The organism is Paraburkholderia jirisanensis, from assembly GCF_054782355.1.
Map to the genome: position 1 here is coordinate 649,365 of NZ_BAAGSQ010000025.1, position 12,388 is coordinate 661,752.

Here is a 12,388-nt window from a genome sequence, read left to right on the forward strand (position 1 = left end):
GGCGCGACGCGATCTGGAGACGCTCAGGTATCAGGCAGGCTGCAACCCAGGCCGCAACCAGGCGGCGCACCGCACGAATCCAATCAATCGACAGGAGACACAGGTGGCTTTCAGGCGCGGCTGGGTATTGCTCTTTCTCTTTTCGCTGACGACGATCAACTACATGGACCGCGTCGTGCTGTCGGTGGCGGCCAAGCCGATCACCACGGAATTTCATCTGTCGCCGGTCAGTCTGGGTTACCTGTTTTCGTCCTTTATCTGGACCTATACGTTGTTCCTGATTCCGATGGGCCAGTTCGTCGACCGTTTCGGCACGCGTCGCGTCGCGGCGGCGGGCATCGGCGTCTGGTCGCTTGCAACCATGCTGACCGGCGCGGCCGGCGCATACGGCTTGCTGCTCGCGGCGCGGCTGGCGATGGGCGCAGGCGAAGCGAGCAGCAACCCGGTCTGCGCGAAAACCGTGCGGCAATGGATTCCGGCCCGCGAGCGTGGCCTCGCCAATGCAATCTTCAACGCCGGTTCGTTCGCCGGGCCGGCCTTCTGTCTCGCGCTGGTCGGCGTGCTGATCTCGGCATTCGGCTGGCGTTGGGCGTTTGTGATCTGCGGTGCGGTCGGCTTTGTATGGCTCGCGCTGTGGTTGCTGTTGTTCGACACGCCGGAACGCACCCGCTGGCTGTCGGCAAGCGAGCGCGAGCTGATCGTGCGCGAACGCAACCATGGCCAGGCGCCCGACGGCGCAGGCGAGCCCGACGGCCTGCTGCGCCTGCTGCATTCGCGCACGCTGTGGGGCATCGCGCTGACCGAAGGCTGCAATATCTTCGCGCAGTACCTGTTTTTGACGTGGCTGCCGTCGTACCTGCAAACCACGCGGCACGTGTCGATTACCAGCAGCGGCTGGCTGAGCAGCGTGCCGTACGGCGGCGCAGTCGTGCTCGCGGTGCTGGCGGGCCTGCTGAGCGACCGCTACGTGAAGCGTGCGGGCGTCACGTCGGGGCGGCGCCGGCATGCGATCGCCCTGTCGATGCTGTGCGGCGCGGCGATTCTGCTGGTGCCGATGGCAAGCAGTTTTGCCGCACTGGTTGCGGTGCTGACGTTGTCGCTAAGCGGCATCGCGGCCACGAATGCGACCAACTTCTCGCTGCTGTCGGACATGCTGCCGAATCAGCGCGATATCGCCAAGGCGATGGGCTTCGTGATCGTCGGCGGCAATGTGTTCGGCTTGCTCGCGCCGATCGTGACCGGCTACGTGATCTCGCTGACCGGCAGTTACGACGGCGCTTTTGCCATTGCCGGCGTGCTGCTGCTGACCGGCATCGTCATCACGTTGACGATGACGCATCAGCCGATCGTTGCGCGCGCAAGGGTCGCGTCGAGCGCAGTGCGGGGTTGATGCGGCTGCGGCGAATGCGGGGAATGACGTGAATCGGCGGCTTAGCCGTTAGCCGTTAGCCACCAGCCGCCGGTCGCCGGCGCGCAGCAACGTTGCGCCGCGCCGCGCTGCGGGCCGCGGCGCGGCCCGCCCGCTACCTCATCAGCCGCCGCGCGCGACCGGCGCCACACCGGCCTCGAGCGCGACCTTGTCAAGCACGGCCAGCGTATCGTCCGGCAACAGGATCCCTGCGGCAAGCTGCTGCTCATGCGCACGCGCTTCCTTCTCGCCCGGATAAAACACTTCGTCGACGCCTTCGGCACACGGCACCGCCTTCAGCGTTTCGACATAGCGCTCCATACGCGCGTTGAATTCGTCGAGCGGCTGGAATGCGGCCACGTTCAGCGCGATCATCAGATGCCCGGCGCGGCTGCGATTCACCGGATCGTACGGGCCATGCACCTCGTCCATGAAACCGCCGCCCGACAGCACACCGGACAGCACGTCGACGATCGCACCGATCGCGTAGCCCTTGTGGCCCGCCATCGGCAGAATGAAGCCCTTTAGCGCCTCGGTCGGGTCGGTGGTGGGGCGCCCTTTTACATCGACCGCCCAGCCAAGCGGAATCGGCTCATGCCGCGTCTGCGCCAGAAAAACCTTGCCGCGCGCCACGCCGGAGTTCGCGACGTCCATGATCATCGGCGCGTAACGGCCGGCCGGCACTGCGACCGACCACGGGTTGGTGCCGATCATCTTTTTCAGGCCGCCCCACGGCGCCATGTTGGGACCGCCGTTGGTCATCACGAGCATGATGCAGCCGGCTTGCGCCGCCATCCGCGTGAAATACATGCAGGTGCCGAAGTGATTCGAGTTGCGCACCGAAACCGCGCCGATGCCGTGCGCCTGCGCGCGCCGGATCGCATCGAGCGCGGCGTGCTTCGCCACCACCGGGCCGATGCTGTCGCCGCCGTCGAGCACCGCGATCGCACCGGCATCGACCGCAAACGACAGGTTCGTTTGCGTGCGCATCGCGCCCGAGCGCAAGCGCGCGTAATACCAGCCGAGCCGCAGCACACCGTGCGACTGATGCCCCCACAGGTCGGCTTCGACCATCGCGTCGGCGGCGACGTACGCGTCCTCGGCATTCGCGCCGGCGCTTTGATAGACAGCGCTGACAAAATTGCGCAGCGGATCGGCCGTGACGCGCTGAAATCCGCTGATGTCGGTGTGACTCACTTGGCAAACTCCTTTGATCAAACGCCGGCCGGCGCGGCCGGAATACCGGACGGGCCCGCCGTTACGCAGCGGACCGTGGAAAAACGCGAGAGGTGGCGGTCATGACCGGCGGCCGGCGTCGAAGCCCTGCGCGCCGGGACTTTTCAGACGCCGCGCGCCATCCAGATGGCTGCGCATCAACGCGGCCGCGCTCAGCAGATCGGAACGCACGATCGCCTCGAGCATCGCCAGATGCTCCTGCGCCTGACCTTTGCGCGGCTTGCGATTGCTGGTCTGGCTGTATTCGACCAGCCGCCGCAGCTGGTTGATGCGGCGCACCGAATCGTAGATGAAGCGGTTGCCCGACCACTTCGCAAGCGCCTCGTGGAAATGGCAGTTCGCATCGAACAGTTCGGCGGCCGTCATCGACGACCAGCCGCCGTCGACGATGCGCTGCTGTTCGCGGCGGATTTCGTCGAGTTGCTTCGGATCGTAGCTGAACGAAGTGCTGAGTAGACCCGTGACCTCGATCGACTGACGGAACACGAAACTCTCGTCATACGCTTCGGGCGAATCGATCATGCCGAGAAAACGCCAGCCGTGCCCGACGCCCTGCTCGATCCAGCCTTCGCGCGCGATGCGCGACAGCGCCTTGCGCAGGGTGGTGCGTGCCACGCCGTAGCGGCGCATCAGCGCGGCTTCGCCGACTTCGTCGGCGAGCGTGCCGGCGAGGCGGTCGGTGGCGATCTTCAGATAGAGCGGCTCGTCGGGCGACGCTGCGGCGAACTGCTCGGCGACTGCGGTCAGCGATGCGGCGTCGCACGCGAGAAAGAAGCCGCGATTCGCGTCGTGCGTGACCACGCCGAGCTCGGCGAGATAGCCGAGTGCGGCCTTGACCGGCGAGCGCGACGTGCCGATGTCGCGCGCGAGCTGCGTCTCCGCCAGGTGATGGCCGAGCGGCCGTGCGTCGCGACGCACCAGCGCAACGATGTCGCGCGCGATGCGCACTTGCAGCGGAGTGGGAGAGGCGTCGCTCATTGCGCGTGAACACACTGCCGGTTGCCTGCGGCGATACGGAGCGCCGCAGGTGAATGCATAAATTGGTTTATGTGATCATAAAAGACTATCTGGACTTGAGCAAGCGAAGCGCACCTTGCGGTGCCTAAGCCGGCGAGTTCGTGGAGCACACCTCCTGGATGGAAAACGCGCTTGCGCAAAGCGCGCGACGACAGGCGCCCGGCTGCGCACCAGAACGCTAACGCAAGGAAAGGAGGTGTAAACCCAGCCCGCGGCAGCATCCGCCGCTACGATTCTCAGCCCTGTGCCACCGGATCGATCTCGCTGTCGCCCAGCCCGAACGCCGCCATACGCTGGCGATGATCAGCCGAGCCGAGATACGCGCGCAATTGCCGGTTAACCGCATCGACCAGCGCGCGATTCCCCTTTCTGAACGAAAACGCGCCGACCGGCAGCGCGCCCGACTCGCGGTGCGCTACCGCCTGCACATGCGCAGCACCGATGCGCTGCGCGACGATCCGGTTGCCGAGCGCGGTACTTGCGTACGCATCGATCTGGCCGGCAACCAGCGCATCGAGCGCCTGGGCCTGCTCGTCGAACTGCACGATCTGTGCGTCGCGTACGCCGCCCGCCTGCGCGGAGCGCACCTGCACCTGCCCCGCAATCACACCCAGCCGCGTGTCGTGCTGCGCCGCCAGTGCCGCATAACTATCGAGTGCTTTCGGGTTGCCCGCGCGCACCAGAAAACCATCACCGATCGCCCATACCGGCACGCTGAAATCGACCAGTACGCTGCGCTGCGGCGTGACAAACAACGGCACGTTGAGATCCCACTGCCCGCTTTGCAGGCCCGGCAGCAGTTCGGCGAATGTCGTCAGGCGATGTTCGACATGCGTGACGCCGATCGCGCGCAGCACCACGCCGGCCAGTTCGACGTCGGCGCCGGTTGTGCGGCCATCGGCGGAGCGCCAGCCAAACGGCGGCTCGTCGATATAGGCGAGCACGATCCTCATGATGCGAAGCGCGCGCCGAACGAGTGCGCTAGGCGTTTGTACAGCCAGCATGAACACGCGCCGCCGACGGTCAACGCGGCGACCCAGAACAGCGCGCTGCACAGCTGAAGCAGGTAATCCAGCGCGCCTGTATGCCCTCGCGGAATCCAGAATGCGCCGGCGATACCCAGACCAACGCCCGCGAGCTGAATCGGCAGCAAGGTCAAAAAATGCGACACGATGATGCGCCATACATGGCCGCGCGTATCCTGCCACGACGCGCGCCAGCGCATCGGTCCACCTGTTGCGATGTGACAGAACATCAGGCTCATGCGGCAGCCGGCGAACAGCAGCACGCCCAGCGTGACGAGACCTACCGCCCCCACGCGCAGCCATACCGGTGCGTGTGCGTTGCCGGATTCGACAAAGGCCAGATAGCCGAGCACGCCAAACACGCCTGCGACGAGCGCCGCGCCGATGCCAAGCAGCAGACCGAAGCCCAGATAGCGCCAGAATTCCCTGCCGAATATCGCGCTGGTGCGGCCCGTGCTGCCGCGCAAGATCTGCTGGATGACCTGCACCGGCAACGCGGTCAGAATCGCCATTCTGACCAACGCGACCGGCAACAGCAGAAGCGGCACCGCGCTGCCGCGCGCGGCCGCACCGGGTGTGTGGCTCAACGCGAACGAAATCGCGCCGCACGCCAGCAAACCGGCCACCGCGACGAGCATCATCACCGGCCGGTTCCTGGCCACGTTCGCGGCATCGGTCCATGCATCGCGAAAGCAGTCCTTGAACGTCAACGCTTCCATGGTTTCCCCCGATCTTTGTTTGCAGGCACCGCTTCGCTACGGGCTGCTGCCCGTTGCGCACTGCGGGTACCGTGCGTTGATTTTTTTTTGTGCACCTGGTTGCGCCGCGGCATCGAGCGGTGTTGCGAGCGGACGACGCAACCCGATGCGCCCGCTACTGCCGCCCGCTACTGCGAAAGGCAGGATCATCCCGCTAGCCGCCGCGCATATCGCAACGCAAGCGGCCCGTTGCACGATATACAGCGACCGTCGCATCGCGGTCAAGCGTTGTGCGCAGCAACGCGATTCGCGAGCAAAATCGTCGCCGTACCGCGCGTTAGCAGACGCTGCCGGCGCGCAGTGCGCCATGCCATACTGCCGCGACACCCTCTCTGGAGACAAGCCATGGCCGATTCACAGATCGCTGCCGTACGTGCGCTGCTTGCGTCGCTGCCGCGGCCAACCGGATTGGCCGAGCGACGCGAACGCCTCGTCGCGCTGACGAGCCGTTACGCGATCGCACCGGACGTCCAGTTGCAACGCGTCGATGCTGGCGGCGTGCAAGGCGAATGGTCGATCACGCCCGAGGCCGACACGCGCCGCGTGATGCTGTTCCTGCATGGCGGCGCCTATATCGTGGGCGGTATCGAGAGCCACCGGCATCTCGTTGCGCAGGCCGGCCGCACAGCCCGCGCGCGCACCCTCGCGCTCGATTACCGGCTCGCGCCCGAACACCCTTTCCCCGCCGCACTCGACGACGCGCTGGCCGCCTATCGCTTTCTATTGTCGGAAGGCTATGCGCCGGCCGACATCGTGCTGGCCGGCGAAAGCGCGGGCGGTGGTCTCGCGCTCGGTGCGCTGGTCGCATTGCGCGACGCCGGCACGCCGCTGCCCGGCTGCGTGTGGCTCAGCTCGCCGTGGAGCGATCTGACGATGAGCGGCGAATCGATGATCTCGAAGGCCGACGTCGACCCGCTGATCCAGAAGCCGTATCTGCTCGAAGCAGCGGCCGCTTATCTGAACGGCGCGGACCCGCGCACGCCGCTCGCTTCGCCGCTGTTTGCCGGGCTCGCCGGGCTGCCGCCGATGCTGATCCAGGTCGGCAGCGCCGAGACGCTGCTCGACGATTCGATGCGGCTCGCGCGTGCCGCCGCACTGGCCGACGTGCGCGTCGTGCTCGAAACCTGGCCTGACATGATTCACGCGTGGACGCTGTATTACCCGCAACTCGACGAGGGCCGCCGGGCGCTCGATTCGATGGGGGCGTTCGTGCAAACCATGTGCGGTGCAGCAGCGCCTACCCAAGCCGTGCCATAGCACTCTGTGACAACAAGGTTGTCACGCTCTCAGCGCATGCTTGCGCCAAACGGAGCCGTTCCCCCATGACCCAGCCGGTATCCCGCCCCGCACTCCAGCCGTTCTTCGCCATGCACGCGTTGCAGCGCGGCGTACCGCAAGCCGCCATCGATCACAACGATCTGGCCAACGACCTGCGCCGCGCGGGCCGTTTCGGCGAAGCGGAGCAGCACTACCGGATCGCGCTGCAGCATTGCAACGAGTCGGCCGAAATTCACGCGAATCTCGCCGACACGCTCGAGAGCCTATACCGCTCCCCGGAAGCCGAAGCGGCTTACCGGCGCGCGCTCGAACTGCGGCCCGAACTCGACCTGGCGCGTTTCAATCTCGCGCTGATCCTGCTCGCGCACGGGCGCTATGCGGAAGGCTGGCCGCTCTACGAAGCGCGCGACCGGCTGTTCCACGAGCACGGCACGCTGCCGTTTCCCAAGTGGGCCGGCGAGGCGCTGACGGGGAAATCGCTGTTGCTGCTGCCGGAACAGGGCTACGGCGACGCGATCCAGTTCGTGCGCTACGCGCCGCTGCTCAAGACACTGGGCGTCGCACAGCTGACACTGGCCTGCAAACCGGAACTGGGCGGCCTGTTTCGCACGGTCGAAGGCATCGACACGGTCGTCACGGATCCTCGCGAACTGCGCGCGCACGACTACTGGGAATCGTTGATGAGCCTGCCGCGGCACTTTGGCACGACCTTGCAGACGATCCCGGCGCAGATTCCGTATCTCGGCGTATTCGCGCAGCGGATGGATTTCTGGAAGGCCCGTATCGCGCAGCAAGGCATCCGCGTCGGACTGGTCTGGAAGGGCAACCCCAAACACGACAACGACGCTGAGCGCTCGCTGCGCCACTTCGCCGATCTGGAGCCGCTGCTGGCCGTGCGCGGTGCCTCCTTCATCAGCTTGCAGACGGGTCCGGCCGAACGCGAAGCGGCGCCCTATTGCGAGCAAGGGCGTGTGGCCTGCGTCGGCGAACAGATTCGCGATTTCGCCGACACCGCGGCCATCGTCGCGCAGATGAACCTGATCGTCACGGTCGATACCGCGGTGGCGCACCTGGCCGGCGCGCTCGGCGTCGCGTGCTGGCTGCTGCTGCCGCAACGCGGCGTCGACTGGCGCTGGCACCGCGCCGGCACGCAGTCGCCGTGGTATCCGAAGGATATGTACCTGTTCCGGCAAGGCGCGCACGGCTGGCAACCGCTGATCGAATCCGTCGCTCAGGCGCTCGATGAGATCGCGCGCGCGCGGACGTGACCCAGATTCCCATCACCCAGCGCCGCAGGCACGCGGATTGCTCCCGGCTTACTTCTGTTGCACCGTTCAGTGCGCGGCATGGCTCACCTGTGGGCCCGCTGGCGCGCTGAACCTACCCGACTGACCCAGCGGGAAAGGGCCGCCAGCTCTGCTCTCGCAACGCATCGGCCATTCGCTGCCGCTGGCAAGCGAACTGGTGTCTGCAGTTCCAGAGCAGCACAGCCCATGTAAAAACTTCCATGCGTGCTGCCATCGCGAAGCTTTTTTCGCGACGCCCCGGCCCCGCCCCGCTTCAAAACCGGAGGCCTATTTTGCTGACTCGACGCACTGTCCGTTTTGCGGGCAGCCTGCTCGCCGTCGCGCTCGCGCTGCTGTTACTGGCGCGAGCGATCGACGCAGATACCTGGCGCCAGCACTCGGGCGATCTCGTCTACTACACCGGCAGGCATCTGCTGCTGGTCGGCTATTCGATGGCGCTCGCGATACTGGTCGGCGTACCCGCCGGCGCGCTGCTGAGCCGGCCTGCGCTCGGCCGCGCGGCCGACAGCTTCATGCAGATCTTCAACGTCGGCAACACCGTTCCGTCGCTGGCGGTGCTCGCCATCGCGCTCGGCGTGTTCGGCATCGGCGACACGCCTGCGGTGATCGCGCTGTTTCTCGCGTCGCTGCTGCCGATCACGCGCAACGCGTACGAAGGCATGAAGAACGTGCCGGCCGCCCTGCTCGAAGCGGCGCGCGGCATCGGCATGACCAATACGCAATCGATGCTGCGCGTGGAGTTGCCGTATGCGCTGCCGATCATCGTCGGCGGCATCCGCACGGCGCTGGCGATCAACGTCGGCACCGCACCGCTCGCCTATCTGATCGGCGCCGACAGTCTCGGCACGCTGATCTTTCCGGGCATCTATCTGAACAACAACCAGATGCTGCTGCTCGGCGCCGCCGCAACGGCGATTCTCGCGTTGCTGCTCGACGCGATCATGCTGGGCGCGAGCCGCCAGTTGTTGAGCCGGCGCGGGGTGGTCCTATGATGCGCAGCCTCGTCTATCGCTTTACCGCGCGCCTGTGCGGCCTCGCGGTGCTGGGCCTTGCGGGCTTCTGCGCGAGTGCCCCCGCGTGGTCATCGAATCTTGTCGTCGGTGGCAAGAATTTTACCGAGCAATATGTGCTGGCCGAAATCACGTCGCAATACCTGCGTGCGCGCGGCTATACCGTCGATGCGCGCACGGGCCTCGGCAGCGTGCTGTTGCGCAGCGCGCAGCAAAACGGTCAGCTCGACATCACATGGGAATACACCGGCACGGCAGCGCTGGTCTACGACAAGCTCACCGGAAAGATGACGCCCGACGAGATGTATTTGCGCGTCAAGCAGATCGACGCGCAACAGGGCCTGGTGTGGCTGAACAAATCGCCGCTGAACAACACGTACGCGCTCGGCCTGCCGGCCGCCCAGGCACGCAAGACCGGTATCCGCACGATCTCGCAGCTGGCCGCGAAGCTCGCAAGCGACCCGCGGGGCACACGCCACGTGTTCGGCATGGACGCCGAGTTCGCCAATCGCGCCGATGGCCTGAAGCCGCTCGAAGCGGCCTACGGCATGCAGTTTTCGCGCGCGGAGACGAGACAGATGGACCCGGGCCTCGTGTACACGGCGCTGCATAACAACCAGCTGAGTATCGGCCTCGTCTACACCACCGATGGCCGCGTGAAGGGCTTCGGCATCGTGCCACTCGAAGACGACCGCCACTACTTCCCTGCCTACAACGCCACGCCGGTAGTACGCGCGCCGATCCTGCAGCAGAACCCGCAACTCGCGAACCAGTTGAATGCGCTGTCGGCGGCGCTGAACAACGACGCGATGCTGGAAATGAACAAGCGCGTCGACATCGACGGTCAATCGGTACAGGCCGTTGCCGCGGATTTTCTGCGCACGCACCGCCTGCCGTGAACCACCGGATGAATCAACGAGTAAGTGGAAATAACCGATGAGCCTATTTGACTATCTGTCCGCAAACTGGCCTGAGCTGTTGCAGCTGACGCTGCAGCACTGCTATCTGGTCGGCCTCGCCGTCGGCTGCGCGATCGTTGCCGGCGTGCCGCTCGGCATCCTGATGAGCCGCTACGACTGGCTCGCTACACCGCTGCTCAGTGCCGCTACGGTGATCCTGACGCTGCCGTCGATCGCGCTGTTCGGCCTGATGATCCCGATCTTTTCGCGTTTCGGCGAAGGGATCGGCGCGTTGCCGGCGATCACCGCGGTGTTCCTGTATTCGCTGCTGCCGATCCTGCGCAACACCTGGCTCGCGCTGCGCAACGTCGACGCCGGCATCCGGGAAGCCGGCATCGGCATCGGCATGACCACGTGGCAGCGGCTGCGCCTCGTCGAATTGCCGCTTGCCGTGCCGGTGATTCTGGCCGGCGTGCGCACGGCGGTGGTGATGAACATCGGCGTGATGACGATTGCCGCGGTGATCGGCGCCGGCGGCCTCGGCACGCTGATCATCCGCGCGATCGGCCAGAGCAGCATGATGAAACTGCTGGTGGGCGCGGTGCTCGTCAGCATTCTCGCGATCGTAGTGGACCTGCTGCTGCAGGCGCTGCAGCGCGCACTGACACCGAAGGGAGTGCAAAAGACATGATCGAACTGGACCAGTTGACCAAGACTTTCACGCAAAAAGACGGCCAGCCGGTGCGCGCCGTGGATGCCGTCAGCCTGAAGGTGAAGGAAGGCGAAATCTGCGTGTTCCTCGGGCCGTCCGGCTGCGGCAAGACCACCACGCTGAAGATGATCAACCGGCTGATCGCGCCGACCTCGGGCCGGGTGCTGATCGGCGGGGAAGACACCGGCACGCTCGATGAAGTCGATCTGCGCCGGCGCATCGGCTATGTGATCCAGCAGGTCGGCCTGTTCCCGAACATGACGATCGAGGAAAACATCACCGTGGTGCCGCGGCTGCTCGGCTGGGACAAGAAGCGCTGCGCGGCGCGTGCGAGCGAACTGATGGCGATGGTCGCGCTCGATCCGAAGCAATACCTGAAGCGCTATCCACGCGAACTGTCGGGCGGCCAGCAGCAGCGCATCGGCGTGATCCGCGCGCTCGCCGCCGACCCGCCGGTACTGCTGATGGACGAGCCGTTCGGCGCGGTGGATCCGATCAACCGCGAAGCCATCCAGAACGAGTTCTTCCAGATGCAGCGGCAGTTGAAGAAGACCGTGATCATGGTGAGCCACGATATCGACGAGGCGATCAAGCTCGGCGACCGGGTCGCCGTTTTCCGCCGCGGCAAGCTGGTGCAATACGATCATCCGGATACGCTGCTCGCGCATCCGCGCGACGACTTCGTCGGGCAGTTCGTCGGCCAGGACAGCACGTTGAAGCGCCTGTTGCTGGTGCGCGCGGGCGATGCCGCCACACAGCCGCCGGTGGCGCAACCGGACACGCCGCTCGCCGACGCGTTCGCGACCATGGACGATAACGACAGCCGCTATCTGACCGTGGTCGATGCGCGGCACCGGGCGCTCGGCTTCGTCGCGCGGCGTGCGGCACGCGGCGCGCAAGGCGTCTGCCATCAGCAGCTGAGCCCGTTTCCGGCCAGCGCCGGGCCGGACGACAATCTGCGCGTGGTGCTGTCGAAGCTGTACCAGTACCGCTCGTCGTGGCTGCCAGTGCTCGACGGCGACGGCAATTATCTCGGCGAGATCACGCAGGATTCGATCGCCGACTATCTGAGCTCGGGCCGCTCGCGCCAGCAAACCGGGCAGGCCCCGGTGGCGAAGGCAAACGAACTGGAGCGCGTGTGACGCGTCGCCTGCGCGCAACGCATGCTCACTGCGCGCTCTTCAACGTGTCGTAACGCTCCTTCGAAATGCCACGCGCGTCGTACAGAAACGCCGACAGCTGCCAGATCGTCTGATCGGACTGCGTCTTGCCGAACGACGGCATGGCCGTCATGTTCACGCCGTGCTTGATCACCCAGAAAGTCTGCTGCGGCACATTGCCGCGATGCGCCGCGAGCAGGTGTGGCGCGGCCGGCTGGATGCCCTGCCCGACCGCGCTCAACGGCCGGTCCGGCGCGCCGTGGCACAACGCGCAGGTTGCATCGTAGAGCCGTGCGCCGGCGCGAATGTTGTCGAGCGACATCAGGTCTGCCGGCGCGAGATCGTGACCCGCGTGGCGCTTAAGCGACGACTCGTACGTGGTATGCAGCATCCACGTGACCAATGGGCCATCCTTCGCGCTGGCGGACACGTCATACACGCCGGAATAGACGAAGGCGGCGGCGCCGGCCGCGCACACAACACCCAGCGCGGCAACGGCCGCCATGCGGGTGGCAATACGGGAACGAATCGACATGGACATGCGTGGGCGCACCTGCGGGTAAGTTCGAAGGTAGCGC

The 12,388-nt window shown here is 65.9% G+C and carries 12 protein-coding genes; 7 read left to right on the top strand and 5 right to left on the bottom strand.

Features of this window, described 5'->3' with window-relative positions; translation table 11 throughout:
- Nucleotides 1-103 precede the first annotated feature (103 nt).
- Nucleotides 104-1,390: an MFS transporter gene (locus tag ACYVNQ_RS14640; protein WP_460903213.1), complete on the top strand. Its 1,287-nt coding sequence runs from the start codon at nucleotides 104-106 to the stop codon at nucleotides 1,388-1,390.
- A gap of 141 nt (nucleotides 1,391-1,531) precedes the next feature.
- On the opposite strand, the gene ACYVNQ_RS14645 is transcribed toward ACYVNQ_RS14640, so the two are convergent.
- From ACYVNQ_RS14645 to ACYVNQ_RS14660, 4 genes are all read right to left on the bottom strand, one after another.
- Complete coding sequence (locus ACYVNQ_RS14645; protein ID WP_460903214.1) at nucleotides 1,532-2,605, bottom strand: Ldh family oxidoreductase; 1,074 nt, start codon at nucleotides 2,603-2,605, stop codon at nucleotides 1,532-1,534.
- Nucleotides 2,606-2,704: 99 nt separating this feature from the next.
- On the bottom strand, nucleotides 2,705-3,622 hold the full coding sequence (locus tag ACYVNQ_RS14650; RefSeq protein WP_460903215.1) for a GntR family transcriptional regulator: 918 nt from the start codon (nucleotides 3,620-3,622) through the stop codon (nucleotides 2,705-2,707).
- Nucleotides 3,623-3,897: 275 nt separating this feature from the next.
- Entirely contained in the window at nucleotides 3,898-4,614 is a 717-nt protein-coding gene (locus ACYVNQ_RS14655) for a transporter substrate-binding domain-containing protein (protein WP_460903216.1), read from the bottom strand.
- Nucleotides 4,611-5,405: a hypothetical protein gene (locus ACYVNQ_RS14660; protein WP_460903217.1), complete on the bottom strand. Its 795-nt coding sequence runs from the start codon at nucleotides 5,403-5,405 to the stop codon at nucleotides 4,611-4,613. Before ACYVNQ_RS14660 ends, ACYVNQ_RS14655 begins: the two co-directional genes overlap by 4 nt.
- A gap of 384 nt (nucleotides 5,406-5,789) precedes the next feature.
- Between ACYVNQ_RS14660 and ACYVNQ_RS14665 the strand changes: the two genes are divergently transcribed.
- The 6 genes from ACYVNQ_RS14665 (at nucleotide 5,790) to ACYVNQ_RS14690 (ending at nucleotide 11,792) form a co-directional block, all read left to right on the top strand.
- Nucleotides 5,790-6,701 (top strand): alpha/beta hydrolase fold domain-containing protein, encoded by a 912-nt coding sequence (locus tag ACYVNQ_RS14665; protein ID WP_460903218.1) that lies wholly within the window; start codon nucleotides 5,790-5,792, stop codon nucleotides 6,699-6,701.
- A 65-nt stretch (nucleotides 6,702-6,766) separates the two neighbouring features.
- Nucleotides 6,767-7,990 (top strand): tetratricopeptide repeat protein, encoded by a 1,224-nt coding sequence (locus tag ACYVNQ_RS14670; RefSeq protein ID WP_460903219.1) that lies wholly within the window; start codon nucleotides 6,767-6,769, stop codon nucleotides 7,988-7,990.
- A gap of 314 nt (nucleotides 7,991-8,304) precedes the next feature.
- The gene (locus tag ACYVNQ_RS14675; protein ID WP_460903594.1) at nucleotides 8,305-9,021 is read left to right on the top strand and encodes an ABC transporter permease; all 717 of its coding nucleotides are present in this window, start codon (nucleotides 8,305-8,307) and stop codon (nucleotides 9,019-9,021) included.
- Complete coding sequence (locus tag ACYVNQ_RS14680) at nucleotides 9,018-9,938, top strand: glycine betaine ABC transporter substrate-binding protein (RefSeq protein ID WP_460903220.1); 921 nt, start codon at nucleotides 9,018-9,020, stop codon at nucleotides 9,936-9,938. The genes ACYVNQ_RS14675 and ACYVNQ_RS14680 overlap by 4 nt, the downstream gene beginning before the upstream one ends.
- A gap of 37 nt (nucleotides 9,939-9,975) precedes the next feature.
- Complete coding sequence (locus ACYVNQ_RS14685) at nucleotides 9,976-10,629, top strand: ABC transporter permease (RefSeq protein ID WP_460903221.1); 654 nt, start codon at nucleotides 9,976-9,978, stop codon at nucleotides 10,627-10,629.
- Entirely contained in the window at nucleotides 10,626-11,792 is a 1,167-nt protein-coding gene (locus ACYVNQ_RS14690; protein ID WP_460903222.1) for an osmoprotectant ABC transporter ATP-binding protein OsmV, read from the top strand. The genes ACYVNQ_RS14685 and ACYVNQ_RS14690 overlap by 4 nt, the downstream gene beginning before the upstream one ends.
- 25 nt (nucleotides 11,793-11,817) lie before the next feature.
- Here ACYVNQ_RS14690 and ACYVNQ_RS14695 read toward each other — a convergent pair whose 3' ends face one another.
- Nucleotides 11,818-12,351, bottom strand: coding sequence for a c-type cytochrome (locus ACYVNQ_RS14695; RefSeq protein ID WP_460903223.1), 534 nt, complete (start codon nucleotides 12,349-12,351; stop codon nucleotides 11,818-11,820).
- Nucleotides 12,352-12,388 lie beyond the last annotated feature (37 nt).